The sequence below is a fragment of the Bombiscardovia coagulans genome, from assembly GCF_002259585.1.
Classification (GTDB): domain Bacteria; phylum Actinomycetota; class Actinomycetes; order Actinomycetales; family Bifidobacteriaceae; genus Bombiscardovia; species Bombiscardovia coagulans.
The window spans coordinates 73,801-99,368 of record NZ_MWWS01000004.1; the positions used below are offsets into that span (position 1 = coordinate 73,801).

Consider the following 25,568-nt stretch of genomic DNA (forward strand, 5'->3'; position numbering starts at 1 on the left):
CGCTATGGCTGTGCAAGTGTGAATGCGGAAAACAGACGAATGTAACAGAGCCCATCTCAAAAAAGGGAACACAAAATCCTGCGGGTGCCTTAAATCGAACCGTAAGAAACTACGAACACACAAAATACATGATTTATAGGAAGTGATGACGTTGGCTAGACGTGGTTATGCAAAATTCAAAAACGATTTTTACATCAACGGTAAAGCTCGTGAGCTGCGAGCTGTCTGCCCATCAGCGTTAGGAGCTTTCGTATTTATAGTCACGTATTGTTCCGATAATCTCACAGATGGCAGAATCAGTGACAGAGATTTGCGTTACACGTTAGGTGTTACGAGTGAGGAAATAAAAGCCTTATGTTCGGTAGAAATGCTTGAACCTGATAGCGCTGAAGGTTATATGGTTCATGATTACACTGACCATAATTCAACACGTAGTCAAGTAGAAAAAAAGAGTATTGAAAATACTCAATATTATCAAAAAAAGAAAAAACACTCCTATTCAAGTTCTAGTGAGGGTCACTTCAGTAACGATTCAGATACCATTCAGCAATCTGAAAGTGATCTTAATCGGACTAAACACAAGAACACAAGAACACAAGAACATTCATCTAAAGATGAATCCCCCTATAGTCCCCCACAAGGGACAGATTGTAACGGTGTTTCCAGATGGGAACCATCTGAGGAACCGAACTTGCAGTTCAAACAATTCTGGTCATTGTATCCCAATCATGATTATCCAGACGCTGCTGTACGCGAGTTTCGACGGGTGCGCCGTAAAGGAGTAAAACTCGAGGCTCTTATGCAAGGAGCACAGATTCTTGCTAACGAGCATCGTGACCCTAAGTATATTCCTACGGCCAGCAGGTGGCTTCATGATGGAGGATGGAACAACAAGCCTAAACCTCCAGGACAAGCTCAACAAACGGCACCAAATCGTAGTCAGCAAAACCAGGATGCAAATGCAGCCTTGATAGTCCGGTATGCGCAAGAGGAAGCTGAACAAGCAGGAAGGGAGATTACTGATGAGCCTTAATCTTGCTGAAAGCACGCTCGTACTAGCGAAGATACGAGCTCACCACGGTAATGCTCCCATAACTGATTTAGAGGCTCGTACCTTCCAGGAAGAGCTTCGTGCTGATGCTACCTTGTCGGATGCTTTGGAAGCGGTGAAAAACTTTTACGCGGCTAATACAACAGGCCGCTGGATGCTTAGCGGTGACGTGAATGCTGGTATACGAGCCATCCGAAAGAAACGACTACCTGAGGAAGCACAGATCGATAAACTCATGGCTCAAGCAAGCATTGACTCGGATCATGCTCTCACCTATCGTCGCCAGCTCATTAAAGCAATGAGTATGGGACAGGATATTACACAGGCGCACGCTCTCGCGGTCGAAGCATCACACAGACTGGCTATCGAAGCACCTAAGCCGGACCACAAGCCCAAACCGGAGAAGCAGCTCACCGGGACGGTTAGAGCCGCAGACATGAACCTTGAAAACATGATTGGAGGAACACTATGAGCAGAATGTATCGACCGAACATGAATCGGATTTTATGGAACATTAGTGAACTAATAATGGATTCTTTATTGGCTGATTTTTTATTTTGGAAGCACGAGTGGGCATGGATGGCGTTGGAATTGTTTTTCTGTGCGTTAAGTATTTACTTGATTGTTTTTGAGCTCAGAAATTCATACGTACTTGTCGAATCAGGACATATTGAAGTTGGATACAACATGGAAATCATTAATTCCCACAAGGAGCGGTATAAGCATAAAGCAAAGGAGATAGCATGAGTACCAAAAAACCAGACAGATTACTGTGGATTGATATTGAGACAGGCGGACTAGACCCGAACGAATCCCCATTATTGGAGGTAGAGCTGAGAGTCACTGATCGCATGGCTGCCACAGAATTTGAGCGCATCCACCGTCTAGTGTCAATTACTGAGGACAGTCATATCACACTGGACCAGGAAGCTGAAAAAATGCACCGCGAAAACGGGTTAATATGTGACCTGAAAGAACAAGGCATTGATTATACACGCCTATACTCCGACCTGTCAGCATTCACTATCCAAGCCAGTAAGCATGCTCACCTCATACCAGCCGGTTCCAGTCCTCATTTTGATCTCGAGTGGATGGATAAGCAGTATCCCGGTGCTTTATTCGGTATAAGCCACCAGCATGTGGACGTGAGCAGTATCCATATTTTCCTCGACACCATCAACCCCAAACTGATGAACAGTATTCGCAAACATGTCCCGTCTACGAATCATCGCACCTCACAATGTTTGGACCGTGATATAGCACAGTACAAGCTGATGCTTGGAACCCTAACCAACATGATAAGTGACACTACTGCGAGCGCACATACTTGCGTGAGCATCTACTCAATGACAGGTGAAGCATTTTCTGATAATCAGCGTACGCTGCTCTCAATGCCCATGAAACCGTGGGAGGTAAAAAGTAATGCGTGACATGTTTTGGATAAGCTGTATTAGTTTCTTCATCCTGTTAGACATGGTTTGCGCGGGAATGGAATACCAACAAGCTGCTTGGGGACATATATTGGTCACAATGTCTTGTGCTTTAGTGTTCGCTTGCACGCTTTATTTGAAGCACTCCTCAAGGAAGCTGCTTACCAGGATTGTTTCTGAAGACAGGATTAGCTCGATAACAGAGGAACCATTATGAGCCAACCGAGTGCAAAGACATGTCGTCTAGTAGATCGGAGAGATAACTGCCGATGTATCCGATGCGGCAAAAACTTGGAAATGGTAGCTGGTAGTCGTCATCACAGAAGACTGCGCTCGCATCCTTGGCCGGGCCTACATTTGCCGTCGAATCTCGTACTGCTGTGTGGGTCTGGGGATACGGGCTGCCATGGTTGGGTGCACGCTCACCCGTCAGAAGCCCGTTTAGAAGGTTATATGGTGCATGCTTGGGAATATCCGCAATCGAAGCCTATTTATACCATGCGCCACGGGTGGGTGCTTTTAGATGATGAGGGTGAATATCACCCAGTAAACATGAATAACTAACAGAGAGGAGTAAATAATGGATAATGAGGGAAAGAATCTTGGGAAAGTTTTCGCTATTTATAATAGCGAGTATCCGGTTTTCGGAATTGAGTTTATTCGTGTAGAGGATGAAGATCAGATTTATGAGGTTGCTCAGCAATCAAGTGAGCTTTTTAATGATGAGGAAATTGATGTAATTCGTGAAAGACTTATAGCGATTCGGGTCGAGTATTTAGATGATTATGAGGATTTAGACTCTCCTGATGCGATTAAAGCTTATTCGCAATACGGATGGCAAACGTCTGAATCTGAGCTTGTGCCCGATGGGAGTTTATCGGATGGCGACTCGATTAGCAACTCTGATTTATCTACGTATCAAGAAGACCAATACGACCGGTGCGAGACAACGTACCCGGATAAATATAACCCCGGGGCGGTGGAAGCATGACACAACAAATGAATATCAGCGACAAAGTGTTTGTGGTTATGGCAGGAGATGACCCTGAGGATACGCAGCTTGTTCGGGCTGAGAGTGCTAATAAGGCAAGGTCTATGTGTGACGGCATGTCGATGGTGGAGTACAGGTATTTGCGTGCTAAGAGGGTGCCGTGGCTTGATGATTTTGTTGATTTGGGTAGTCCTGACGTGATTATGGCTTGTTTGCGGCATGAGTGGTTTGTGGATAATCATGGTTTTATCCCAGAGTATAGCGATAACGAGCTTATAGATGCAGACGTTATAGCTGCTGAAGGTGAATCAGGCTATCGACGGTACGCACAGCTTATTGGAGCTACTTACCCGGACCGGTATAAGCCCGAGGAGGCGGCATGAGTGAGACAGAGTATGAGGTTGATCGTGCGACTGGCGAAACATGGCATTCTCACGGTGAGGGGGCTGCGATCTCGCACGAAATCTGGGCTGATGATCCTGCTTTACCGTCCCTTAACGTGACCAAAACAGGCGGGATGCTGTGCGTAGAGCTATACACGGAGCACGGGAGCATGAATACCAGCATCAGCGTCACGAATACAAGAAGACTGGCTCAATGGATACTCGAGCACACGAGTGAGGAGGAAGCATGACACGACAGATAGATCATATGGATACAGAGAATATGGTATGCCCTTATTGCGGGTATGAGGAGGACGAAACGTTGGAGTATCCCGACTATGGTGTTGAGGAGTGCCCAGAATGCGGGCGTGAGTTCGTTTTTTCATCGGATACGATACGATACTTCTCTTCATCCAGGTACTCGGGAAGGACTAGTGAAGGGTACGCTTTCGGGCCAAAGATGGGGGCCTCGCACCTAGTCAAGAAGTGTGGATTGTGCGGCAAGGTGCTCGATAGTGATCACGACTATCCAGCATTGTATCAACGGTGTCCCGTTTGTCAGAAGATCGTATGCCATGAGTGTGAGGCGGACCGCAGACCGTGCTGCGAAGAATACAAGCGCTGGAGCGAGGAGGAAGCATGAAGATCACAGGCGATACGCCACTTAAAGAGTATTTCGTCGATCAGAACGGTGAAGTATGGCAATATTGCAGATGGCGCACTCTCAATGAAAGAGCTGTGAAATTCAACGAGACCTGGTCTGATGCTCCTACTCCGTCTCTTAGTGTTATCAATCTTGACCAAGAGCTGTGTATAGAGATATACACAGAGCAAGGAGGAATAAGTCACAGTCTCAGCGTCACGAATGCGCGAAGAATGGCTCAATGGATTCTCGAACACACGAGCGAGGAGGAAGCATGATAGGCCCAATTATATTACTGATAGCAGCCGTACTTGGCTTCATAGCATCGATGATTGCGATGAAGCGGGACGAAAGCGATTCTTATGTTGCACCACGCTTGTGGGGTACCGCAGCGTTTTCTTGTCTCGTAGCCGCATGTGCTGTTTTCTTTATGATAATGATTAAGGTTTTCGGATGGGCGTAAAAACGTTCGAAATAGTGGCAGTTAAAGTGATCATCGACGAAGACCGTTGTACGGGGGAGAAGGCATGATAGGCAAGATCATTTTGCTGATAGTAGCACTGATTTTCTTCATACTGTACATGATGGCATTGCTACAAATAGTTTGCTACATAGTAAGCATGATGGCACTGGCGGCAATGACAGTCCTGTTGCCGCTTGATAGCGAATCGAACAAATTTCTCTTTGTTTGTTCGTCGAGTGCTGCGCTTGGGATTGTCTTGTTGATTATGGTTTTTGGCTTGATGTCGAGGTTCGTATGAGTGAACAAAGTAAGCAGTCTCACACTTTGCAAAAATATCAAAGTGCAAGACAACCTACCCGAATAAAAATAACCCAAGAAAAATGAAAAGCATGGCAGTCAAGATTCGGTTTTTGCTGATATTAGCGATGATTTGTTACACAGCATGGATGGCAACAATGATACTGCATGAGTTCTTTGATAAGAAATCAACCAAATTACTCTTGGTTGAGCGGTGGAGTCGCTCGATTGGGATTGTCATATTGATTGACCTAATCACGGTAGCGTGGATTCTTGCATGAGTATCGAGTATAGGATGTCTTGCTAGCGCTTCATCGGAAATTCGTTAGAAGGTGTACCTAATAATGAGGATGCGTGATATAGACGTACGACAGGCGATGCGTTCTACGTTGCAACACCGCAAGGAAAATGAGTCGGCACTCATACTGGACGAGTTTGATTTGTGTGGTGAGGTACGAGTCGATATCGCGGTTCTCAATGGTCATTTATGTGGGTATGAGCTTAAAAGCGCAAGCGACAATCTCAAAAGATTGCCGAAACAGGTGCGATATTATTCAGCGGTGCTGGACTATTGCAATCTTGTTGTAGCTGAAAACCATCTTGATGAGGCTTTAAACATGATCCACGACTTCTGGGGAGTATACATCGCAAGACAAACCAGTAATGGACGGACCTTCATCAGGAAGCTGCGGAATCCAAAATCAAACAAATCTAATATAGATCCACACGCATTGGTCCAGCTCTTATGGAGAGACGAAACCATTGATATTCTGACTCATTACGGTTTCGACCGGGGTGTTCGCTCTAAAACTAGAACTACATGTTGGGACAGGATGGTGGACAGCTTTTCTCTTCCTCAACTACGAAAATTGGTACACACCCAGTTAAAGACGCGCACCAATTGGAGGTGTGACAATCTTTCTCTTTCAAACCCAGACACTACGCCAGAAATAGAAGGTCACACGCTGACCTGTGATTAGCCTGGATGCGAAGAGCAAGCCAGCGTGGTGAATACTGCTGCTTCGAAAGGCATTCAAGTGCTGTAGAAGTGTGGACTGATAAGTACGGAACAAACTGGTTTCAAACATCAAATGGTAAAGAATAGTGTCCCGAACATCATTATGAAGTAACCCCAGCGCTCGCAAGCACGGGAAGAAAAGCATGCAAGTCATTACAACTTGAAAACATAGATTTAGCATTAGCATATCAATAATAACTGTATGCACTCAAAATCGCTGGGTTTTCGCTATTGATTCCAGCATATAGCTGTCAATATATACCTACCAGATACAGATAGCAACCAGAAAGGACACTAGCATGTTATGTTTGCTTTTATGGACACTATCGTGATATAATAATAACATTAGTTCATTATTAGACATTGCTTTGGCTATATTGAGTTAAGGGTTCTAAGCATGCACTTGGAGCCCTTAACTCTTTTTAATAAGAGTCGTGACTCGACATTTCAGTTTATAAACATTTGGCTGCCAAACTATCCTAATGAGTATAATTTGAATACATACGTACATCAGATATATTGTTTTACAGACATACTAAGGAGCATGATTATGACAATACAATCGCAACAGCTTCCATGGTCTGTACAAATGAACGAGAAATCACGACAACTTTTAGAGAATCCTGAAGAATATTTTCGTAGGGCTGATGAAAACAATTCCAAGTCTATCAACGAAGAGAAAATTTCTTTCAAGAAACTGTTTTCTCATTTAACTCAGGTCTTCCATTCTTGAGCACAGGCGATGATTAAATCATCCTGAGAACAATAAGCTCAACAAGCAGGTTCCATCTAATTTGTTCAGATAAAACCTTTGCATAATGTATTGAATTTACCGTAACACTCTCAGCAGGTGATATACACAACAACCGCATTAAACAGCATTGAAAAAACAACTACAGCATAATGTCTTTGCTAATCACGTCAGCAACTTCGTTAGTACGTTGTGGCCACAGATCAGCATACGTGTCAAGAGTCTCCGTAGCTGAAGCATGCCCCAAAACTGCCTGTAATGTTTTCACATCTGCACCAGCTTTAATAGCCAATGACGCGTATGTATGACGCAAGGAATGAACAACCAGACCATCTATGACATCCATACCTGTTTTCTGCAACGCTGGAACCCAAACACGCATCCTCCAATTATTTGTTGTTTGCCGTCCGCCACGAGGACCACGAAACAGGTAATCCGAATCAGCATGACCAGACAATAACAATCGCAAACAGGGGAGAAGCGGCTCAGGAATAGGTACAATCCTCGTCCTATTCCCCTTCGGCAAGGTTTCCACTAAACGCGATTGTGCGTCAATAGACTGCGTCCTTAAAATACGTATACTTCGTGATTTCAAATCAACATCAGCACACCGAAGCGCGAGCGCTTCACCTATTCGTATACCCGTGTATGCAAGCACATACACTAAGCTAGCGTTCGGCGCGTCCATTGCATCTGCCAGTGTTTTTACTTCTGTTGGAGTTAGATATATACGTTGTATTGCTTGTTTAACACGAGGTATCTTGACCGGGTTAACTGGATTATCGTTAATCCAGTGCAACCGTACTGCTGTATCAAGTATTGATTTCAAAACAATTTTTACAATGGACCGTATAGAAGCTGCTGCTAACGGGCGAGCCTGGCCTGTTTTCCCAGCATACGGGGCAGTACCTTGGCCTAATTGAGCTACCCATTGTTGAATACCATCGACTGTGATTTGTCCTACTGGTACCTGTCCCCATCTAGGTAGTATCCATGTTCTTACTTCTCTGCGGTACCTGGCTTCAGTAGAACCTTTAATGGTCCCAGGTAAGCCTTCTAACCAGATGTCAGCAACCTTGCTCAATGGATTCTTTTTGTCCTTGTTGTTCACATATTTACCGGACAGAATAGTGTCTTCGCATTCTACTTGAAATAATTCTGCTTCAGAACGGGACGCGAAATTCTTTTTTTGACGTTTACCGTCCGACCACCAGTACACGCTCCACCGTAAACCCTTCCCATAATCAGTTGTCCTGAACTCTGTAGGTACAGCGGCTTTCATAGGGTCAGAAGCCCTAGTTAAAGCGCGTTTTACCTGGCTTGACGGTGCGACCTTTACCTTATTACCGTCGGGTAATGTTGTATAAACACTTTTTAACCAACGGTCGTATATCCATGCTTTAGCCATACATAGAATATGCGTCACGTGTTATTGCGTGAATACCATGACGCATATATATAGTTATGGATACTAAAAACACAAACAATACTAATGGAATTGAAACATCAGAGCTTCTTACTCCACAGGAAGTCGCTTCTCTCTTAGCTATACCGATATCCACATTAGCTCGGTGGCGGCAGGAACAGCGCGAAATAGCATATATACGTTTCGGCAAGTATGTCAGGTATCGACGTGAAGATGTGAACTCGTATATAACCGACCATACGGTAGAACCTAGGGAATGATCTTCAAAAACTTCTCCAATGTCCCCTGAATGTCCCCTAGGAGATTTTAAGAACAGAAGATAGGGTTTAAAATCGTTGGTATTCCAACCCTTTCGTCGGGCCGGCGGGATTTGAACCCGCGACCCCTTGACCCCCAGTCAAGTGCGCTACCAAGCTGCGCTACGGCCCGATGGTGCAATCGCACCAAGCATGTATAGTAGCACAAAATAAGACATCTTCCAACAACATGACGCGTCAGGCAAGTAGAGGTCTAAAATAACGATTATCTGAGGTTTTTTCGCTAATTCATCGTTCTAGGGTTAAACTAGTTTTCTGTCTTTACGGAAGGAGACCGATGAATTCCAAAGCTTTCGCACAATGCCAAGCAAAGATGCAGGCACAGGGGATGAGCGAGATAGCTATAGCTCAGTTTAAACGACTGTATGAAACATGGTCATCAGACCAGGTAAGCGGTTCAATACGCGAACAAGATGTGGACCCCTTGCATCATGTGCCAACATTTCAAGATATCCGGAAATCTATGGACATGGATTATGCTTTACAAGCATTTTCAAAGACTGCCTTTCTCAAATTAAATGGCGGTCTTGGTACTTCGATGGGACTTGAACAAGCAAAGTCACTTCTGCCTGTCCGCCGGCACAAGGCGCGCAAAATGCGATTTCTCGATATCATCCTCGGACAAGTCATCACGGCGCGTAAACGTCTAGATATTCAGTTACCACTGACTTTAATGAATTCCTTTCGGACTTCTGCTGACTCAATGCGCGTTCTTAACCGGAATAAAAACTTCACTCAGACAGACGTACCCACCGAAATTCTTCAACACTATGAACCCAAAATCGTAGCTGAAACCGGCGAACCTGTTGTCTATCCTGAAAATACAGAACTCGAATGGTGCCCGCCTGGGCATGGCGACTTGTTTGCCGCTCTCTGGGAATCTGATTTGTTGACTACTCTGCAGGCGCAGGGTATCGAATATTTGTTCATTTCAAACTCTGATAATTTAGGAGCTAGACCTTCACGTACCTTGGCTGGCCATTTTGCTCAGTCAGGCTCACCATTCATGATTGAAGTGGCACTACGAACAGAGGCAGACCGTAAAGGTGGGCATTTAGTAGTAGATAAACAAACAGGATGCCTGTTATTACGAGAGATGAGCCAGGTAGCTCCTTGTGATACAGCTAGCGCAATGAGTATTGACAAGCATCCATATTTCAATACCAATAGCATTTGGGTGAGAGTGGACGCACTTAAAGAAAAACTTGAAGAATACCAGGGAATCTTGCCCCTGCCAGTCATTGCAAACAAAAAAACGGTGAATCCTGCCGACCCAAATAGTCAGGCAGTAATTCAACTTGAAACTGCTATGGGTGCAGCAGCATCACTGTTCCCGAACGCAACGTGCGTTCAAGTCGACCGCATGCGTTTCTTGCCCGTAAAGACTACTGACGACTTGTTTATCGCACGTTCTGATCGGTTCCACCTTACCGATTGCTACGAAATGGAGGATGGCAATTACATCTTCCCAACTGTTGACCTAGACCAACGGTATTACAAGAATATTGCAGATTTCGACGAGCGTTTCCCATATGGTGTACCAAAATTAGCAGCAGCGAACTCTGTTTCTATACAAGGAGATTGGACCTTCGGTCGAGATGTCACCTTCTTTGCAGATGCACGGTTAGAAGACCAACATGTGCCCTCTTATGTGCCCAATGGTCAATTCGTGGGACCACAGGGGATTGAACCTGATGATTGGATATAGCACATTACTCGAAATCAGCTTTTCAAGAAAAGAATAGATTGATTTAAACATTCCGGTACCAATAAGATAGAAAACAACCTATTATAGAAGATATGCGTTCACCAACGCATAGCATATAAACATGTTAATGATACGCGAGGACTGATGGCAGAGGGAACAAACGGTAGGCGACGTTTTTCGGATAAGTGGGGCAAGCACGAGCTTGATGTCCTAGCTGTTTTGTCGTCAGCTTTCCCCCAGTGGCTTACTTCCCGACAGATAGCCCAAAGGGTTAAGGCATATGCCGATTCATACGGTGAACTAGCAGATCAAGCTGCAAAAGCGGCTTTTGCTAAGCAGTTCCAGAGAGATCGAGCTAAGTTGGCTGCCATGGGCATTGCCATTGAGTCTCGCCAGCCTGAATATTCTTCTAAGTCAGAAGGACAAGACTTTGCGTCTTACCGACTGCAACTTGGTGACGAACCGCGCATTCGTATGCACTTTGAGCAAGAAGATTTGCCAATTCTGGCTGCTGCAAACTACTTAGCTCGCTCCATTGCTATGTCGCAGGAAGCTTCACAGCCGGCTCGTCCTGTATCCAGAACCACACCGAGAGTACCTCAAGTACCGATACCAGGATTAGGATTGGATTCTATCGCCCCTGGACTGGGAACTCAACATTTACCAGATTCTTTGGTCAAAGTTATCGATTCTAGACGCTTTGCAGCAACTGTAGATGTTGATGGTGAGCATATCAACGTAGCATATACGGATTCCGACGATTTAGCGATGTTTGTTCTAGAACATCCTGGAGCTTCAATTGTCAGCCCTCAAGAGGCGGTCGATGCCTTCCACCGTCGTCTGCATGCTGCGGAACAGTTCTCACTAGCAGAGGAGTCGATCAGTTCCTCAGCAGCTACTGGTAATTCGTCTGAGATCAGCAGAAATCAGAAAAATGGACTCGCCGTACTACCAGTTGAGCCTGAAGAGGATGCCCAGTCTATACAGGATGAGCCTCAGCCACGAAAGAGTTCAAATGCTTTCCAAACTGGATCAGAGGTAGACCGCCGTTTACGACTGATGCTCTTCTTGTCTGCCCACTTAGGTGAGGAATTCTCCTTAGCTGAATTAGCTGAGCGTTTTATAGGGAAAACACACACAGAAGACGAACTCAAAAAATACGTCAATATTATTCATAAAGATATCAACACGTTAACTACCGTTTCTGACGACGGAGAAATGGCGGGAAGTCAGTTCTTCGATATTGACTGGACACTCTTAGATGAGTCAGGTATCGTTTCAGCCACAAATTCCTTAGGCTTGGAACGCTTAGCAGGCATTTCACCTCAGTATTTGAGTATGCTCACAGCATCACTTAACTACTTGGCTCACTCACCCCTTATGTCTGAACAATCACGCCAGCAAGCTGAGACTCTGTATCAAAGATTACGATCACATGTGGGGCCGGGGGAGACACCTTGGCTATCTTTGACAGGTTACGAGACAGAACCTCCCAGTTTTTCCCTGGTCAAGAGAGCAATTAGCACTGGTTCTTTGCTTGACATGGAGTACACAGATGGAGCTGGTCGAACCAGGCGTAAAATAGTGGCCCCAGCTAAAATATTAGTGGATGAAGGCCGTTACTATGCTGTGGTGTGGACTGATATAGGTGACGCAGCAGAGGGCACGACAACAGAAGCTGATGCTAGTAATCAGTCCGAAAAACAACACACACCTTCGAAGCAGGGGGCAGGGCGAGATCGACAGTGGCAGGTCTTACGCTTGTCTCGAATTGAGCACGGAGAGCTCATTGCTCCTAAGCACAAACTCGATATTCCAGATGTTCCTGCTAATGAATTGCGTAAGTGGAGCTTTGACAATGGCACCGCAGCAATCTTTATCACAGATACGCCAGACGCACCTTTTATTACGTCTTTACCAGGTGCTTCAGTGGAACCCTACGGCAAGGGTCAGAAGGTGCAGCTTGTTGTGTCATCTGATTCATGGTTTGTAGCATTCTGTATTGCACATGCTCGCCACATCAGCGCCGTTGCGCCAGAAACACTGCGTAAAATGATCTTAGCGCGTGCACAACGCGAACTTAGTGTCAGTGAGGATGGACAAGACGAAGCATAACTCAGCTCCGTATACAACGAATATAGTGAGCAAGAGGAGGTAGTGATGCCCGGTTGGGTGTGGCCATTCTTGGTGCTTTTCATGATTATCATCTTTGTAGTAGGCGTTGTTTATGCTGTTCGGAAAGCTCTTCATGCTTCTCGAATCGTAGGTTCACTTGCCCAAACAGTACAAAACAGCCTGAGTACGGCCCAGCAGAATGAAGATGCTGTTACCCAGCAAGCACCTGCTTTTACTCAACCCTTGTCCTCTTCCTCTGAGCGTTATGCTCAAGCACATGCTCATGTACTGGAACGTAAAGCTTCAGCACATAGTAGACATCTGCAACGATGGCAGGTTTGGAAACATTTCAACGAATAAACTGCTTTTTGAATGATATAGAGAACAAGTGATATCGGCTGCCACAAGCAACAAATACATGTATGGGGAGAGAGCCCAAGTGTCACGTCATGCACGCGGATTATCAAAGAAGGCAAACGTTAAAAGGATTGATACTGCCTTGACTACCAACAGTGAAGCGGAACCCAGTCCTTCGCAACGATACGCCCGTTTCCAAAACATGCGACAGCATGCCAAAACTGCTGCTAATGCTTTCAGTAAACAACTCGCCTTCGAACTTGATGACTTTCAAATACAAGCTATCGATGCTTTGGAAGCAGGAAATAATGTAGTTGTAGCTGCTCCAACGGGTGCTGGGAAAACTATCGTGGCAGATTTTGCAGTGTTCCTTGCTCAAAAGCAGAATGTAAAAGCTATTTATACTACCCCGGTAAAAGCGTTAAGCAACCAGAAATACCATGATTTAGCTACCGTTTATGGTGAGGATCGAGTCGGATTACTCACTGGAGATAACTCCATAAATCCTGATGCAGATATTGTCGTCATGACTACTGAAGTTTTACGCAACATGATATACGAACGTTCCACTCAATTGAGTGCACTTCGTTATGTTATTTTGGATGAAATACACTACTTGGCAGATCGTTTCCGAGGTCCCGTTTGGGAAGAGGTTATCATTCATCTGCCAGATGCTGTAAAGGTAGTTGGACTTTCAGCCACAGTCTCAAATGTAGAAGACTTTTCAAACTGGATTGCATCTGTGAGAGGTGATACCCAGCTAGTCGTCAGTGAACAAAGGCCAGTACCTCTCGAACAGCACGTTATTGTTCAAAATGACGATGAGACAGAGCCCGAGGTCTTTGACCTGTACCAGAACAAGATTAAGAACTCACAGACAGACACTCTCAATCGACAGCTTATTTCCAGGTTAGATCAATTAGACTCCCTCGCAACACGTCACCGCAATAAACAACGCCCCAAAGCTTTCAACGGATCACGCAAAGCGCACAGAGGACGTCAAATACTTAAGAGCAGTAACCGCTATACTCCAAAACGTTGGGCTGTTATTGATGAGCTTGACTACTTGAAAATGCTCCCTGGTATTTATTTTATATTCTCTAGAGCTGGTTGCGACCAGGCAGTTAAACAGTGCATCGACGCTGATTTACAACTAACGACAGACGATGAAGCAAAACAAATAAGAACCATCGTAGATAGAATGGTAGAAGGGGAGCTTAGTCGTAGTGATCTACAAGCTCTTGGCTATTCACAATTCAGATTTGCTCTTGAACGTGGTATAGCTGCACATCACGCAGGCGTCATCACGCTTTTCAGACAGGTAATTGAGCACTTATTTGAGTTAGGACTAGTAAAAGCAGTATTTGCAACAGAGACATTAGCTTTAGGTATCAATATGCCTGCTAAATGCGTGATTATAGAGCAGTTAGATAAGTTTGATGGTGTATCACGTGCGCCGCTTACAGCAGGAGAGTTTACCCAACTCACAGGCCGAGCAGGGCGCAGAGGCATAGATACTCTTGGGCATGCTATTGTGGTGGACCATAAAGGCTTCAAACCAGAAACCATGGCAGCTCTTTCAAGTAAGAGGGTCTATCCTCTGCATTCAAGTTTCAAACCAACCTTTAACATGGCAGTAAATTTGCTCAATAGCAGCGACTATGAAACTGCAAGAGACACACTGGCTCATTCTTTCGCGCAATGGGAAGCAAATGGATCAGCTTCAGAACTGGAAAGCCAAATCAATAAGATCGAACAAGCCATGAGCGACTACGAGCATGCCGCCCGGTGTAGCATGGGCGATATTACAGAGCTAGCTCTCATTCGTTCGGGTTTGTCATGCATACAGAAACAAGGCTACCGTTCTCTAAAACGGCAAGTCTTTGACACGGAGTCTGAAAGACGAGAAGCTACAGCGGTTTTAACTCGCAAGGTAGCAGACCTCAACGAACAGGACCGTAATCATCCCTGCCGAAGCTGCCCACACTTGCAAGACCACTTAAAGTGGATGCGTCGTTGGATTCGTGAACGTCGAAAACTTGAACTTTTACAAGAGCGGTATACCTCTCGAACAGGTTCAGTTGCTCGTCAGTTTGATAAGATTTGCAGTATATTGCAAAGACTGGGATATCTGAGACAGGTCGAAAATCGTTGTAATGACAACGGAGAGATACGTTGGCGTAAAAATTACAAATTGACCGAGAGTGGACAGTTACTGAGACGAATCTACAGTGAACAGGATTTGGTGATTGCTCAAACTTTGAGGTCAGGAGTATTAGACAAACTCGATCCTAAAGAACTGGCAGGTGTCTTAGCCGGTTTAGTTTATGTTGCACGTAGGGGAGGAGTTAGTACTCAAGCAAAGTCTTTCCCTCAGACAACCAGTCAAAACATGGCCAAGGCTTCGCTGGATATGCAAGGTATTTGGGAAAGTGTGGCCAAAGCTTGCGAAGAAGCTGGTTTATCAATGGAATTACCGGAATTAGATTTTGGCCTAGCACAAGTAATGTACGCTTGGGCAGGGGGAGAGAGTCTGACGCAGATTCTTACTGAGAATGGCTTGACGGCAGGAGATTTCGTCAGAAGCACCAAACGACTTATCGATGTGTTACAACAGATTTCGCAGGTCGAACCATACTTAGAACTTGAATCAAAACCACTCATTGTGCATGCGAGACAGGCTGTTTCACTCATCAATCGTGGCATAGTGGCTTATACTGGATTAGATTAACCAAGAGCGCAAGGAATAATTATATGGTCCGAGCTGTTCTGTAGCTTGGTAATTAGAGTAAACAAAAGTTGTAGTTGTCTGGCATGGAGGAAGAATGGCTGAACGTAGTCTTCGTGGTATGAGTATTGGTGCAAAATCACTTGAGTCGGATGAGAATGTTGATTTTGCACCTCGCCGAGAGGTTGCATACGTCTGCCCAAATGGACACCGCACAATTCTTCCCCTTGCAGAAGGCGCGGATGCTCCGGATGAGTGGGAATGCCGTTGTGGGCAAGTAGCCCGCTTAGAAGGCCAGGATGACAACGATCAAGGTGATGCAAACAGCAAAGCCATCCGGACCCACTGGGATATGCTCATCGAAAGACGGAGTGAGGATGAGCTGAAGACCGTTTTAGACAAGCGTCTGAAGATGCACCGTGAAGGTTGGTTCCCTGACTACGAGTAAGAAAGAAGATATGAATTCTCCAGGCCGTAAGATCGTTTTACTAGACTTGGACGGCACATTAACTGCTTCAGATCCAGGGATTATCGGTTGTGTACGGTACATTTTTACAGAACTCAATGAACCTATGCCTTCTGAGGCAGCTCTAAGAGGGTTTATAGGACCTTCTATAGCTCATTCTTTACGAGTGAATGGCGTAAAGGAAGAGTTGATAGATCAAGGCATCGCTATTTATCGAAAGTACTATAACGACCTTCCTGTATTCGATGATCCTAATCATCCAGGTAGGAAGGTAGTCGGCCGTCTGTGTTCAAAGATTTATCCTGGTATTCCTCAACAGCTGACAAAGCTACGGTCATTAGGGTATCATTTATCAGTTGCCTCTTGTAAACCAGAATACCAAGCGAAGCCGGTATGTGAGTATTTCGGTTTACAAGAGTACCTGGATGATATTTTCGGGGCAAGCCAAGATGGTAGCAGAACTAATAAAGACCAAGTTATTCAGTACGGATTTGATCAGCTAGCTTTTAATCCAAACCAAGGCGATAGAGCCCTAATGGTTGGTGACCGATGGACTGATGTAGATGGCGCACGAGCTGAAGGTATTGATTGCTTAGGATGTGGCTGGGGTTACGCTGAACCAGATGAATTGCTTTCTCACGGTGCTTATCGTGTTATAGACGAGGTTTCCCAGTTAGCAGATGCGATTAAAGAGTACTTTGCATCTCATGAGTAATGTATGTATGTAAGTAAGTAATCGTAAAGCCGATAATGTACGTTATGTCAGATTACATTAAATGATGTCCTAATTCTGTTATGGCATACCCCCTACATATAGCTGTGCACACAGTCCTACGGCTGTGTGCACGTTCACATTGATTTGTATGTTGTTTATACAAAATGCATAGAAGCATATTCTCTGTGTTCACTTTGCTGTCGAGCAATTTTCTGGCGCAGTCGTTCAATAGCCATTTCTTCGAGTGGTCTGCGCATTTTCCCGCACAGCTCCGAATGCTCATCAAGATCGATATAATCTTCTGTTGACAAATCATCTTGGACTTGTTGCCAAATAACATTAACCGACATTGCGAATACTGCTTTTCCGGAAGTCATGATTTCGAACAGCTGTTCTGAGCTTTTACAATCAACAACCTGATCCCCATCGCAAACAATGGTTACCGCTCCCAACTCGTTCGTAGACTTTTGACTAAGGAACGATACCGCAGAAGTTGCATTCGGAAGATTTACCCCTATATCGAGTAGATGCTTTAATACAGCCAATACCACTATGTCTTTGACTGAATATAACCGACGCGAACCGGAACCATGCGACTGTGTTATGGATGGTTCCATGATCTGCTTACGAGCCCAGTAGTCTAACTGCCGGTACGTGATTCCCGCAACCTTCGAAGCCACACTCCCCCTGTAGCCCCTAGTAACCTGTTCGTCGCCACTCATCGAAAACAGTTGTCCCTGAACAGCATCCGGACTGTCGCCGTGTTCCTGCATGTGATTTGCACCTTCAGATGAAGTGCTCGCACTTTGAGAGCTTGTCATAGGCATTGACAACTTCCCTTCTATGCTCTACATGTTCTCAATATCTTTCTATGCTCACTTTACGATAACGAATGGAAGTAGGAGATGCAATTGAACAATTCTCTTGAAACACGCACAAATGACAATCAAGAAATTACAAGTTTGTCACAAATTGTCATCCATTGCCTTGTATGATTGCGGAATCAGAGAAATACACCAAGCGGAACTTCCCTATCATAATTTCATCACCGTTGTGTAAAACGGCCTGATCCACCCGCTCTCTGTTCACATAGGTGCCGTTCAAACTACCAGCATCCTCCACACTATAAGTTCTGTCGTCACGGCGAAAAATGGCATGCATGCGGGAGACTGTTGAATCATCGAGCAATATGTCGGCATGTGGATCTCTACCGACACTAACTGTATCTTCATCCAGTAAGTATCGTGAACCTGACACTGCTCCCCTGGTTGAGATTAGCAGGGCAGTACCACGTTCTAAACCTGAGATAGTTTCCAAATCTTCCTGAGTTAGTGGTCTATCTCCCGTTGCGGTTACTGGAATATGTAGGGCAGGCATACCTATGATAGTTGTCTCGCCTGCTGCTGGAATCGGTTCTGTCATGTTTCTATTCTACCGTCTGTGCGTACTGATAGTGCTGAGGTTTGCGAATTTGGTCAATTCTTACATCATTTGCCTGCTCTACAGACACAGTTGCATGGAATTGAACTTTGATGCGGGAACCCACACCACCAGCTATCTGTACTGCATTTTGTAGGGCTTCAGGATCTCCAATAGCACGAATTTCGTATGGAGAACTTAGCTTCTGTCCATCGCACTCTAAACCTTGCTTAAGATCTTTCACATAAGTAGACGTTACAACACGCACCTCATTCAAACTGATAACTTCCGAACCAGCATTTCGCAGTTCTTCAATGAGAGTGAACATAGTTGCGGCATCTATACGGTCATCATCCTCGTCTATATGAACTATTATTCCCTTACCTACTGCGGGTATATGCCCAGCTAAGATATCAGAACTTTCAGAGTTCTGCTTAGCGATTCTTGCCGCCTCCTGCTGCTTGTCAGCAGAAGACTTTATTGAACTCAATTGCTGGTTAAGCTGGCTTTTTCGCTCTTCTAACTTATCCACTTGAGTGCTCGTTTCGTCCAGGATTCGAACTAGTTCCTCTTCACTAAGTCCCTCATACGAAGACTTGGTATTGCGTACCTGAACAACATAACCGAAACCCAACAGAGCGCATAGTAGACCTACTAGTAGTGCAGTTAGGGCCTTCACTTTTAGCTGGTGTGAGGTCTTATGGGGAGGCTTACGCCTTACTACCGGAAAGGTTCCTGTACTAGTGTCATCGTTTGCACGTTCGCCCTGGTTAGCTTTCAACGATTCTTGCTGTTGTGAATCAAGAGAACCCGGCGCTGTCTTCCGTTCTTCCATTCAGTTAACCCTTAAAAATAAAGCGACGCAGAGCAGAAACATTCGAGAAGATTCTGATGCCTAAAACGACTATGACTGCGGTAGATAGCTGCGAACCAACCCCTAATTGATTACCTAAGAACACAAGCAGAGTAGCAGTTATGACATTTGAAAAGAATGAAACTACGAAGACTCTATCTGAAAAAGATCGCTCAAAATATGAACGCGCAGCTCCCAAAAGTGCATCTAAAGCCGCAACAACCATAATAGGTAGGTAAGGCTGTAGCGCCACAGGTATATCAGGCTGCAGGAAAAGACCAGCGATTACACCTATGATTAACCCGAGTATAGCTGCCATACCTATTCGCTCCTCTTCGCATAAGTCACGTCAGGATCTCCCGTAGCTTTTAGTGTAATATCCTTGGAGGATGAAATTTGTAAAGTTATATTTGCAGAGCGTAAATTCTTCAAATAATTTTTTTGCTCAGATTGCGCGAAGTGCTCTGTCAGCTCTTTTCTATTCCCAATTGCTTCTATTACATAGGGGCTCTGTACCGAGTCAGTTCCGACAAGAACTGTCTGTCCAGCTAAACGAATTGATGTCTGTGTTCCGATACGTTTACCATTAATTGCGATCGCTTCCGAACCAGCTGACCAGAGTTGACTAGTAAACCACTGCAGATCAGCATCCGTTATAAGGTTGATTTTATCGGTTTTATCCTTATTCTCTTTATTAACGATGGGATTGGTCAACGTTAGCTTGACACCTTGCCCGTGGACTGGTACGGAACCATTTAAAATATCACTCTCAGACGCTTTGTTAGCATCTGTAGCAGCACCAACCTCCCCGGTTAACCTGTCAATATCCACACGAAGTTGAGTAATTTGCGAGCTAAGAGTATCCGTTCGATGGTTAGTAGTTTGAATCTGAGAGATGAGCTTTTCTCGAACTTTTTGTCTGGGGTCCTTATGAAGAGCCTGAACAATGGATGTAACTCCCACACCGACTACAACACAGATAATAAAAACAACAATTCTATTTGCCCAAATTGAAAACTGTGAGCGTTGAACCCTAGGCATAAGCCTAGCATCTTCAAATAAGGGATCTACTGGTCTATTCGTAAGATTATCGATGAGTCTCAATGACTCGTCATTAAGCCTTCGACGGTTTGAAGAAGGAGAATCTTCAGTTTCTTCCTTGACAAGATGATTTGTTAAATCGACTGTGCCTTTCGAAAAAACCGCCCTTCTATGGATCAGTGCACGTTCTGGTGGTACAGGAAAGGAGCTCGTTTGAGGGCTGTTATCAGTCATGATCGTGATCCTGCTGCAATAAACTTATACCTTGATGTGCGTAGACAAGTCCAGCCAACCAGTACAGAGCAACCCCCCAAATGACGGCTGCGAGAGCCACAAGGTGAAGGATCTTGAAGAATGGAGAATGCCATGCATCAGCAAGAATGAGTGCCGGAATGGCAAGCATCAAAACAGCAGTTCCAGTTTTACCTGCAAAATGAACCGGTAAAGGCCCGTAGTCATGCTGGGCTAACAGTAGAACCAGTATACCCATCAACACATCTCGTAAACCTACAAGAATCAAAAGCCACCATGGCAGTATATTGGCAATGGTTAGTGCCAATATACTGCACAAAATCAAGAGGCGATCAGCTATGGGATCTAATATCTGGCCTAACTTTGAAACTTGGTTGAATCGACGCGCAATGATACCGTCTGCGCCATCAGAGACTGCTGATATCAGCAGCACAGCCAATGCAAGGATGAGGTGTCGGTGAGCTACGAGATAGGCAATGACAGGTATGGAAAGAATACGCAACATGGAAATAATGTTGGGTATAGTCCAAATCACATCACGTGCATCAGGACTATACTTTCCACGAGAAAAATGCTCCATAATCGGACGGCTCATCTTGAACTCAGCATCCCTGTCTAGTTACCATTGGCGCGCCAATCATCAAGCTTGAAAAGCTTTTTGCGCTGCTTGACGTATATCGCTAATTGCCTGAGCTCGATCAGCAGCTCCATACACTGCCGAACCAGCAACAAGTACATCAGCTCCAGCTTGTGCCACTATAGGTGCTGTCTGAGAGCTGACTCCCCCATCGACTTGAATATGCGTCGCCATGCCATGGGCAGTAATATAATCACGGAGGCGACGTACCTTATTCATCTGGTTGTCCAAGAATTTCTGTCCACCAAATCCTGGTTCCACAGTCATGACGAGAACCATATCAAACTCATCGATGATGTCAAAGAGCGGTTCCACAGGCTCAGCAGGACGCACCGCGAAACATGCTTTAACCCCCATCTTCCTCAACTGACGAGCTAGACGTACTGGTGCATGGGTTGCACCAGCATGGAAGGTAATAGAACTAGCACCCAGCTGTGCAAATTCTGGTGCCCACCGATCCGGATCTTCAATCATAAGGTGTACATCTACGGGCAAGTCAGTTACTTGGCAAATGCGCTCAACAATTGGTTCTCCCAAGGTCAAGTTGGGCACAAAATGATGGTCCATCACATCAACATGAACCATGTCAGCGCTAGAAATGGCTTGTAAATCTCGTTCGAGGTTAACGAAGTCTGCCGAAAGAATGCTCGGTGCTATCTGAATATCCATAATAGACATTCTATGCAGCCTTCAAGACGGATTCGCGGTGTTCCATCTCAGTAATAGTTCTGAGCTTCTCAGAGAGAAGAGAAGTACTCTTACCTCGACGATTTACTTGTATAAAAGCCACAATACCTAACATACAAACAATAATCGATACCCAAACATTAATGCGTATTCCCAAATACTGATGCGCGTAGTCAATACGTAAAGCTTCTATCCACGTTCGACCAACCGTATACCAGATGATGTAAAGGGTAAATAAGGAGCCAGCTTTCAACTGAGTAAGAGTCTTACGCCCAATCCAAATCAACAGAGCTGCTCCTATGAGATTCCAAATCATCTCATAGAGAAAGGTAGGATGGAACAATGTACCAGTTGGACAACTTGCTCCGTCGTAGCACAGTTCATGAGAACCTATAGCGGTCCCAGAGTGATTGAGTTTCAGCCCCCAAGGAAGGGTTGTGGGAGCCCCGTATAGTTCCTGATTAAACCAATTTCCCAGCCTACCGACGGCTTGAGCCACAAGCAGTGCAGGAGCTACCGCATCACACAGAAGAGCTGCTGGATAGTGTTTGTGCCTGCACCAAGCCCAAGCTGCTAAGCTTCCCAATAAAACAGCACCCCAAATTCCCAGACCTCCCTGACGAAGGTTGAAAATATCCCAAAAGTTGCCATCAGAGCCAAAGAAACGCTCAGGCGTTGTCACGACGTGGTAAAGTCGTGCCCCAATAATTCCTGCAGGTACAGCACAAAGAGCAATGTCGATGATTTGTTCAAAACTACCCCCCACACGTTTCCATCGCACACCTGTTATCCAGACCGCAATACCTATAGCAGCCAGCATTGTTAGAGCATAGAAATGAATGGGGAAAGACCCTATACTGAACGTTGAGATCGGCGGAGAAGGTATATAAGCGAAGGTCATCATGCTCCTATACTACGATAGCGAACCAATATTCTACAGTTTCAGTCTTGAGGCTGTTGCTTTGTAGTCGTTTTGGCGGCTAACTGTCCGCATGCTCCATCAATATCTGAACCGCGAGTATCTCTCAGCGTAGCAGCAATTCCTGCTTTATGGAGAATGTTCAAGAATTGTCTTTCGTCCTCAGGTTCAGAAGCAGTCCAAGGTGACCCTTCAATAGGGTTGAGCGGGATAGGATTAACGTGTACCCAGTTGTCTCCATAGTGGTTCAGTCGTTTAGCTAAAAGATGAGCATGTTCCGCTTGATCATTAATCCCTCGCATAAGCGCGTATTCAATGCTGACCCTTCGCTTACTTGCTACATAGTAATCATGAGCAGCATCTAAGACTTGCTCAGTGTTAAACCGTCGGTTCATAGGCACAAGCTCGTCACGTAATGTATCACTAGGTGCATGCAATGAAACGGCAAGACGTACTGGAATTTTCTCAGCTATGAGTTTGCGGATACCTGGCACAACTCCAACAGTAGAAACCGTGATATTCCGAGCTGAGATACCGAAGCCTTCTGGTGGTTGTGCACTCATCTGTCTTATGGCAGACAAGACCGATTTATAGTTTCCCATAGGCTCGCCCATACCCATAAATACAACATTAGACAACCGCCCCGGTCCACCAGCCATTTGCCCATCGCGTACCATTGCTGCAGCAATACGCACTTGTTCAAGAATCTCACCTGTCGACATGTTCCTCGTCAATCCCAGCTGACCTGTTGCACAGAACGGACAGCCCATTCCGCAGCCCACCTGGCTGGAAATACACAGGGTGGTACGTTTTGGATATCGCATGAGTACAGACTCTATTCGAGCCCCGTCAAACAGTTTCCAGAGTGTTTTTATGGTCATGCCATTATCGGCGACTTGTTGTGTTACTGCTTCGATTAACCTAGGGAAGAAAACCTCAGCTGCCTGCTGACGCATTGTCAGGGGAAAATCACTGAAAGTATCTGTATCAGTTGACAAGCGATTAAAGTAATGATTAGCTAACTGACTAACACGAAATTTAGGTAGTCCTAAACGTTGTGCTATTTCTGTCCGCTCCTGCATGCTCATGTCAACTAAGTGAAGCGGTGGTTTCCCTCGACGCGCATGGTTGGCAGCGAGAACATCACGAAAACCTCCCTGTTCAGCACCTGGAGTAATGCCGGTTTCTACTCGGTCATCATTCATGATAGTTGGCATTTGCCCTCTTCCTTCACGTCTGTTTCTTCACTCACTCGTGTTCTATTAGCGACTAGACTAGGGCTCTTACAAGCCTGTTACCCAGAGAATTAATGCAATGAATGGAGCTGACATCAATATTGAATCTACCCGATCCAACACTCCCCCATGTCCTTTGAGCAAATGACCCATATCTTTAATACCTAGATCGCGTTTAATGAGAGATGCACTTAAATCGCCGAAGGTGCCAGTAATTCCTACAACAGCTCCCAGTAAGAGGGCAACCCACCAAATTCGGCCCCAATCTTGCCGAGCATATGTACATGCGAACATAACAAATGTTGCAACGATACACATGATCATCGATCCAGCCAAACCTTCTAAAGATTTTTTAGGAGAAATACGAGGTGATAATTTATGCTTTCCTAGCCATGCGCCAAAAGCAAGGCCACTAACATCGCCCACTGCTGGAAGAAAAACGGACATAATAGCATGTGCAGTAGGATGGTCGCCGAAAGTAGTAGGTAATACAATGAAACAAGCCAAAAATGTTATATAGATGACTGTTAGCAGTGAAACACCTACATTGGCGTAAAGCCCCTTATTCTGTTGTTTGCTCTTATTGCAGGGAGCAGTGTGCCCACTATGATCAGATATAGCAGTCGAAGACGTAATTTGCAGCTTGTTTGCTACTGCTCGTTTCAATCTGGTACTACTACGGCTTTGGAAGCTAGCACAGATAGTCACTATTAGAAAAGTGAGGAATATAGAGACTGTCAGCCACACCACATGATCTGAACTGTAAAACATCGCTAGCATGGTGGCTGCCGAACAAATCCATAACGGCACTATAGGAATTGATAAACCAGCGGTTGCAAAGTCGACCCTGAGCTCCCATAATCCCAAAGACATAAAAAAGACGATAAGGATCATGAAAGCATCAGAACCCAGGTAAAGGCACACTAAGATAAGAGCTACTAGCAAGACAGCAGTAAGGATAGCCTGGGGCATATTGCGTCCGGTACGAGAATTAATCGCATCCAAAGTTTGGTTGGACTGTATTTTTTGCGGCTCTTCCTTAGTTCTTTCCGCGTGGCACATATTCCTTCCCAATTCTTACTAGTAAGCCGATACTCGCAGGGATCAGACTTCGAGGATTTCTTTTTGCTTGCTTTCCAGAAGTTGATCGATTTCAGTACTCATTTGCTTGGTTACAGCATCGAGATCTTTTTGAAAGCGCTCTCCTTCGTCTTCACCTAAATCACCATTTTTAACAGCTTCCTCAAGTGCTTCTTTGGTCTTACGCCTAATATTACGTAAAGCCACTTTGCCTTCCTCTGCTTTAGTTTTAGCGATTTTCACATAGTCTTTACGTCGTTCTTCAGTTAGCTCAGGCATGCTGATACGAATAACGTTTCCGTCACGGTTAGGATTGACACCTAAATCTGAATCTCTAATGGCTTTTTCTACAGCTGAAACCTGTGAATTATCAAAAGGAGTAACAGCCAAAGCACGTGGCTCTGGAACAGATATAGATGCTAGAGATTTTATTGGCGTAGGTGCACCGTAGTAATCGACCACTATTCCATTGAGCAATGATGGGTTTGCTCTCCCCGTGCGAATACCTGAGAAATTCTCCTTGGTAGACTCCAAGGTTTTTTCCATTTGTGCCTGTGCCTGTTCGACAGCGTTTACCATGAGCACT

33 protein-coding genes and 1 tRNA gene are annotated in these 25,568 nt (G+C 45.1%); 21 read left to right on the plus strand and 13 right to left on the minus strand.

Features of this window, described 5'->3' with window-relative positions; all coding sequences use genetic code 11:
• Positions 1 to 145: 145 nt before the first annotated feature.
• From BOCO_RS02010 to BOCO_RS02085, 14 genes are all read left to right on the plus strand, one after another.
• Positions 146 to 1,033: a hypothetical protein gene (locus tag BOCO_RS02010; protein WP_094722447.1), complete on the plus strand. Its 888-nt coding sequence runs from the start codon at positions 146 to 148 to the stop codon at positions 1,031 to 1,033.
• On the plus strand, positions 1,023 to 1,523 hold the full coding sequence (locus BOCO_RS02015; protein ID WP_094722448.1) for a hypothetical protein: 501 nt from the start codon (positions 1,023 to 1,025) through the stop codon (positions 1,521 to 1,523). The genes BOCO_RS02010 and BOCO_RS02015 overlap by 11 nt, the downstream gene beginning before the upstream one ends.
• Positions 1,524 to 1,579: 56 nt before the next feature.
• Positions 1,580 to 1,798, plus strand: a complete 219-nt coding sequence (locus BOCO_RS02020) for a hypothetical protein (protein ID WP_148140042.1) — start codon at positions 1,580 to 1,582, stop codon at positions 1,796 to 1,798.
• The gene (locus tag BOCO_RS02025) at positions 1,795 to 2,481 is read left to right on the plus strand and encodes a 3'-5' exonuclease family protein (protein WP_094722450.1); all 687 of its coding nucleotides are present in this window, start codon (positions 1,795 to 1,797) and stop codon (positions 2,479 to 2,481) included. Before BOCO_RS02020 ends, BOCO_RS02025 begins: the two co-directional genes overlap by 4 nt.
• A gap of 213 nt (positions 2,482 to 2,694) precedes the next feature.
• Positions 2,695 to 3,045: a hypothetical protein gene (locus tag BOCO_RS02035; protein WP_094722452.1), complete on the plus strand. Its 351-nt coding sequence runs from the start codon at positions 2,695 to 2,697 to the stop codon at positions 3,043 to 3,045.
• Positions 3,046 to 3,061: 16 nt separating this feature from the next.
• The gene (locus BOCO_RS02040) at positions 3,062 to 3,472 is read left to right on the plus strand and encodes a hypothetical protein (RefSeq protein WP_094722453.1); all 411 of its coding nucleotides are present in this window, start codon (positions 3,062 to 3,064) and stop codon (positions 3,470 to 3,472) included.
• On the plus strand, positions 3,469 to 3,855 hold the full coding sequence (locus BOCO_RS02045) for a hypothetical protein (RefSeq protein ID WP_094722454.1): 387 nt from the start codon (positions 3,469 to 3,471) through the stop codon (positions 3,853 to 3,855). Before BOCO_RS02040 ends, BOCO_RS02045 begins: the two co-directional genes overlap by 4 nt.
• Positions 3,852 to 4,106 (plus strand): hypothetical protein, encoded by a 255-nt coding sequence (locus tag BOCO_RS02050; RefSeq protein ID WP_094722455.1) that lies wholly within the window; start codon positions 3,852 to 3,854, stop codon positions 4,104 to 4,106. Before BOCO_RS02045 ends, BOCO_RS02050 begins: the two co-directional genes overlap by 4 nt.
• Positions 4,107 to 4,494: 388 nt before the next feature.
• Entirely contained in the window at positions 4,495 to 4,776 is a 282-nt protein-coding gene (locus BOCO_RS02060) for a hypothetical protein (protein WP_094722457.1), read from the plus strand.
• Positions 4,773 to 4,961 carry a hypothetical protein gene (locus BOCO_RS02065; protein WP_094722458.1) on the plus strand — a complete coding sequence of 63 codons (189 nt, stop codon included), beginning with the start codon at positions 4,773 to 4,775 and terminating at the stop codon, positions 4,959 to 4,961. The genes BOCO_RS02060 and BOCO_RS02065 overlap by 4 nt, the downstream gene beginning before the upstream one ends.
• Positions 4,962 to 5,025: 64 nt before the next feature.
• Positions 5,026 to 5,259, plus strand: a complete 234-nt coding sequence (locus BOCO_RS02070; protein WP_094722459.1) for a hypothetical protein — start codon at positions 5,026 to 5,028, stop codon at positions 5,257 to 5,259.
• A gap of 91 nt (positions 5,260 to 5,350) precedes the next feature.
• Positions 5,351 to 5,539, plus strand: coding sequence for a hypothetical protein (locus BOCO_RS02075; protein WP_094722460.1), 189 nt, complete (start codon positions 5,351 to 5,353; stop codon positions 5,537 to 5,539).
• Between the two features lie 63 nt (positions 5,540 to 5,602).
• Positions 5,603 to 6,238, plus strand: a complete 636-nt coding sequence (locus tag BOCO_RS02080) for a sce7726 family protein (RefSeq protein WP_148140043.1) — start codon at positions 5,603 to 5,605, stop codon at positions 6,236 to 6,238.
• 588 nt (positions 6,239 to 6,826) lie between these two features.
• The gene (locus BOCO_RS02085; protein WP_094722461.1) at positions 6,827 to 7,009 is read left to right on the plus strand and encodes a hypothetical protein; all 183 of its coding nucleotides are present in this window, start codon (positions 6,827 to 6,829) and stop codon (positions 7,007 to 7,009) included.
• Positions 7,010 to 7,169: 160 nt separating this feature from the next.
• Here the strand turns inward: BOCO_RS02085 and BOCO_RS02090 are convergent, their stop codons facing one another.
• Positions 7,170 to 8,435, minus strand: coding sequence for a tyrosine-type recombinase/integrase (locus tag BOCO_RS02090; protein ID WP_094722462.1), 1,266 nt, complete (start codon positions 8,433 to 8,435; stop codon positions 7,170 to 7,172).
• Positions 8,436 to 8,491: 56 nt separating this feature from the next.
• On the opposite strand from BOCO_RS02090, the gene BOCO_RS02095 reads away from it, so the two are divergent.
• Entirely contained in the window at positions 8,492 to 8,713 is a 222-nt protein-coding gene (locus BOCO_RS02095; protein ID WP_094722463.1) for a helix-turn-helix domain-containing protein, read from the plus strand.
• Between the two features lie 95 nt (positions 8,714 to 8,808).
• Here the strand turns inward: BOCO_RS02095 and BOCO_RS02100 are convergent.
• Positions 8,809 to 8,882 (minus strand) — tRNA-Pro (locus tag BOCO_RS02100).
• 165 nt (positions 8,883 to 9,047) lie between these two features.
• Between BOCO_RS02100 and BOCO_RS02105 the strand changes: the two genes are divergently transcribed.
• The 6 genes from BOCO_RS02105 (at position 9,048) to BOCO_RS02130 (ending at position 16,859) form a co-directional block, all read left to right on the plus strand.
• Positions 9,048 to 10,478: a UTP--glucose-1-phosphate uridylyltransferase gene (locus BOCO_RS02105; RefSeq protein WP_094722464.1), complete on the plus strand. Its 1,431-nt coding sequence runs from the start codon at positions 9,048 to 9,050 to the stop codon at positions 10,476 to 10,478.
• A gap of 144 nt (positions 10,479 to 10,622) precedes the next feature.
• On the plus strand, positions 10,623 to 12,593 hold the full coding sequence (locus BOCO_RS02110; protein ID WP_094722465.1) for a helix-turn-helix transcriptional regulator: 1,971 nt from the start codon (positions 10,623 to 10,625) through the stop codon (positions 12,591 to 12,593).
• A gap of 45 nt (positions 12,594 to 12,638) precedes the next feature.
• Positions 12,639 to 12,953: a hypothetical protein gene (locus BOCO_RS02115; protein WP_094722466.1), complete on the plus strand. Its 315-nt coding sequence runs from the start codon at positions 12,639 to 12,641 to the stop codon at positions 12,951 to 12,953.
• Positions 12,954 to 13,152: 199 nt separating this feature from the next.
• Entirely contained in the window at positions 13,153 to 15,681 is a 2,529-nt protein-coding gene (locus BOCO_RS02120; protein WP_244568742.1) for a DEAD/DEAH box helicase, read from the plus strand.
• A 94-nt stretch (positions 15,682 to 15,775) separates the two neighbouring features.
• Positions 15,776 to 16,126: an RNA polymerase-binding protein RbpA gene (locus BOCO_RS02125; RefSeq protein ID WP_094722468.1), complete on the plus strand. Its 351-nt coding sequence runs from the start codon at positions 15,776 to 15,778 to the stop codon at positions 16,124 to 16,126.
• Between the two features lie 10 nt (positions 16,127 to 16,136).
• Positions 16,137 to 16,859 (plus strand): HAD hydrolase-like protein, encoded by a 723-nt coding sequence (locus BOCO_RS02130; protein WP_094722469.1) that lies wholly within the window; start codon positions 16,137 to 16,139, stop codon positions 16,857 to 16,859.
• 155 nt (positions 16,860 to 17,014) lie between these two features.
• Here BOCO_RS02130 and BOCO_RS02135 read toward each other — a convergent pair whose 3' ends face one another.
• The 11 genes from BOCO_RS02135 to frr all read right to left on the minus strand — a co-directional run bounded on the left by BOCO_RS02135 (position 17,015) and on the right by frr (position 25,561).
• A complete protein-coding gene (locus BOCO_RS02135) occupies positions 17,015 to 17,632 on the minus strand; it encodes a MerR family transcriptional regulator (protein WP_094722910.1) in 618 nt (205 codons plus the stop codon).
• A 202-nt stretch (positions 17,633 to 17,834) separates the two neighbouring features.
• Positions 17,835 to 18,281: an FHA domain-containing protein gene (locus BOCO_RS02140; RefSeq protein WP_094722470.1), complete on the minus strand. Its 447-nt coding sequence runs from the start codon at positions 18,279 to 18,281 to the stop codon at positions 17,835 to 17,837.
• Between the two features lie 4 nt (positions 18,282 to 18,285).
• Positions 18,286 to 19,113, minus strand: coding sequence for a DUF881 domain-containing protein (locus BOCO_RS02145; protein ID WP_094722471.1), 828 nt, complete (start codon positions 19,111 to 19,113; stop codon positions 18,286 to 18,288).
• Positions 19,114 to 19,117: 4 nt separating this feature from the next.
• Entirely contained in the window at positions 19,118 to 19,450 is a 333-nt protein-coding gene (locus BOCO_RS02150) for a small basic family protein (RefSeq protein WP_094722472.1), read from the minus strand.
• A gap of 2 nt (positions 19,451 to 19,452) precedes the next feature.
• Positions 19,453 to 20,406, minus strand: coding sequence for a DUF881 domain-containing protein (locus BOCO_RS02155; protein WP_094722473.1), 954 nt, complete (start codon positions 20,404 to 20,406; stop codon positions 19,453 to 19,455).
• A complete protein-coding gene (locus BOCO_RS02160; RefSeq protein ID WP_094722474.1) occupies positions 20,399 to 21,019 on the minus strand; it encodes a CDP-alcohol phosphatidyltransferase family protein in 621 nt (206 codons plus the stop codon). Before BOCO_RS02160 ends, BOCO_RS02155 begins: the two co-directional genes overlap by 8 nt.
• Positions 21,020 to 21,064: 45 nt before the next feature.
• Positions 21,065 to 21,730: a ribulose-phosphate 3-epimerase gene (gene rpe, locus BOCO_RS02165; protein ID WP_094722911.1), complete on the minus strand. Its 666-nt coding sequence runs from the start codon at positions 21,728 to 21,730 to the stop codon at positions 21,065 to 21,067.
• Between the two features lie 10 nt (positions 21,731 to 21,740).
• On the minus strand, positions 21,741 to 22,649 hold the full coding sequence (gene lgt / locus BOCO_RS02170; protein ID WP_094722475.1) for a prolipoprotein diacylglyceryl transferase: 909 nt from the start codon (positions 22,647 to 22,649) through the stop codon (positions 21,741 to 21,743).
• A 41-nt stretch (positions 22,650 to 22,690) separates the two neighbouring features.
• Positions 22,691 to 23,884: a dual-specificity RNA methyltransferase RlmN gene (gene rlmN, locus BOCO_RS02175; protein WP_420835388.1), complete on the minus strand. Its 1,194-nt coding sequence runs from the start codon at positions 23,882 to 23,884 to the stop codon at positions 22,691 to 22,693.
• 66 nt (positions 23,885 to 23,950) lie between these two features.
• On the minus strand, positions 23,951 to 24,964 hold the full coding sequence (locus BOCO_RS02180) for a phosphatidate cytidylyltransferase (protein WP_094722476.1): 1,014 nt from the start codon (positions 24,962 to 24,964) through the stop codon (positions 23,951 to 23,953).
• Between the two features lie 42 nt (positions 24,965 to 25,006).
• The gene (gene frr / locus BOCO_RS02185; protein WP_094722477.1) at positions 25,007 to 25,561 is read right to left on the minus strand and encodes a ribosome recycling factor; all 555 of its coding nucleotides are present in this window, start codon (positions 25,559 to 25,561) and stop codon (positions 25,007 to 25,009) included.
• Positions 25,562 to 25,568 lie beyond the last annotated feature (7 nt).

Coding starts and splice junctions, on each gene's coding strand:
- BOCO_RS02125 (WP_094722468.1), top strand. CDS start 15,776: ATGGCTGAACGTAGTCTTCGTGGTATGAGTATTGGTGCAAAATCACTT.
- BOCO_RS02130 (WP_094722469.1), top strand. CDS start 16,137: ATGAATTCTCCAGGCCGTAAGATCGTTTTACTAGACTTGGACGGCACA.
- BOCO_RS02090 (WP_094722462.1), bottom strand. CDS start 8,435: ATGGCTAAAGCATGGATATACGACCGTTGGTTAAAAAGTGTTTATACA.
- BOCO_RS02140 (WP_094722470.1), bottom strand. CDS start 18,281: ATGACAGAACCGATTCCAGCAGCAGGCGAGACAACTATCATAGGTATG.
- frr (WP_094722477.1), bottom strand. CDS start 25,561: ATGGTAAACGCTGTCGAACAGGCACAGGCACAAATGGAAAAAACCTTG.
- BOCO_RS02050 (WP_094722455.1), top strand. CDS start 3,852: ATGAGTGAGACAGAGTATGAGGTTGATCGTGCGACTGGCGAAACATGG.
- BOCO_RS02135 (WP_094722910.1), bottom strand. CDS start 17,632: ATGCAGGAACACGGCGACAGTCCGGATGCTGTTCAGGGACAACTGTTT.
- BOCO_RS02120 (WP_244568742.1), top strand. CDS start 13,153: ATGCGACAGCATGCCAAAACTGCTGCTAATGCTTTCAGTAAACAACTC.
- BOCO_RS02040 (WP_094722453.1), top strand. CDS start 3,062: ATGGATAATGAGGGAAAGAATCTTGGGAAAGTTTTCGCTATTTATAAT.
- BOCO_RS02110 (WP_094722465.1), top strand. CDS start 10,623: ATGGCAGAGGGAACAAACGGTAGGCGACGTTTTTCGGATAAGTGGGGC.
- BOCO_RS02060 (WP_094722457.1), top strand. CDS start 4,495: ATGAAGATCACAGGCGATACGCCACTTAAAGAGTATTTCGTCGATCAG.
- BOCO_RS02160 (WP_094722474.1), bottom strand. CDS start 21,019: ATGAGCCGTCCGATTATGGAGCATTTTTCTCGTGGAAAGTATAGTCCT.
- BOCO_RS02010 (WP_094722447.1), top strand. CDS start 146: ATGACGTTGGCTAGACGTGGTTATGCAAAATTCAAAAACGATTTTTAC.
- BOCO_RS02070 (WP_094722459.1), top strand. CDS start 5,026: ATGATAGGCAAGATCATTTTGCTGATAGTAGCACTGATTTTCTTCATA.
- lgt (WP_094722475.1), bottom strand. CDS start 22,649: ATGACCTTCGCTTATATACCTTCTCCGCCGATCTCAACGTTCAGTATA.
- BOCO_RS02015 (WP_094722448.1), top strand. CDS start 1,023: ATGAGCCTTAATCTTGCTGAAAGCACGCTCGTACTAGCGAAGATACGA.
- BOCO_RS02105 (WP_094722464.1), top strand. CDS start 9,048: ATGAATTCCAAAGCTTTCGCACAATGCCAAGCAAAGATGCAGGCACAG.
- BOCO_RS02155 (WP_094722473.1), bottom strand. CDS start 20,406: ATGACTGATAACAGCCCTCAAACGAGCTCCTTTCCTGTACCACCAGAA.
- BOCO_RS02035 (WP_094722452.1), top strand. CDS start 2,695: ATGAGCCAACCGAGTGCAAAGACATGTCGTCTAGTAGATCGGAGAGAT.
- BOCO_RS02095 (WP_094722463.1), top strand. CDS start 8,492: ATGGATACTAAAAACACAAACAATACTAATGGAATTGAAACATCAGAG.
- rlmN (WP_420835388.1), bottom strand. CDS start 23,884: ATGCCAACTATCATGAATGATGACCGAGTAGAAACCGGCATTACTCCA.
- BOCO_RS02145 (WP_094722471.1), bottom strand. CDS start 19,113: ATGGAAGAACGGAAGACAGCGCCGGGTTCTCTTGATTCACAACAGCAA.
- BOCO_RS02085 (WP_094722461.1), top strand. CDS start 6,827: ATGACAATACAATCGCAACAGCTTCCATGGTCTGTACAAATGAACGAG.
- BOCO_RS02180 (WP_094722476.1), bottom strand. CDS start 24,964: ATGTGCCACGCGGAAAGAACTAAGGAAGAGCCGCAAAAAATACAGTCC.
- rpe (WP_094722911.1), bottom strand. CDS start 21,730: ATGGATATTCAGATAGCACCGAGCATTCTTTCGGCAGACTTCGTTAAC.
- BOCO_RS02020 (WP_148140042.1), top strand. CDS start 1,580: ATGGATTCTTTATTGGCTGATTTTTTATTTTGGAAGCACGAGTGGGCA.
- BOCO_RS02150 (WP_094722472.1), bottom strand. CDS start 19,450: ATGGCAGCTATACTCGGGTTAATCATAGGTGTAATCGCTGGTCTTTTC.
- BOCO_RS02080 (WP_148140043.1), top strand. CDS start 5,603: ATGAGGATGCGTGATATAGACGTACGACAGGCGATGCGTTCTACGTTG.
- BOCO_RS02045 (WP_094722454.1), top strand. CDS start 3,469: ATGACACAACAAATGAATATCAGCGACAAAGTGTTTGTGGTTATGGCA.
- BOCO_RS02075 (WP_094722460.1), top strand. CDS start 5,351: ATGGCAGTCAAGATTCGGTTTTTGCTGATATTAGCGATGATTTGTTAC.
- BOCO_RS02065 (WP_094722458.1), top strand. CDS start 4,773: ATGATAGGCCCAATTATATTACTGATAGCAGCCGTACTTGGCTTCATA.
- BOCO_RS02115 (WP_094722466.1), top strand. CDS start 12,639: ATGCCCGGTTGGGTGTGGCCATTCTTGGTGCTTTTCATGATTATCATC.
- BOCO_RS02025 (WP_094722450.1), top strand. CDS start 1,795: ATGAGTACCAAAAAACCAGACAGATTACTGTGGATTGATATTGAGACA.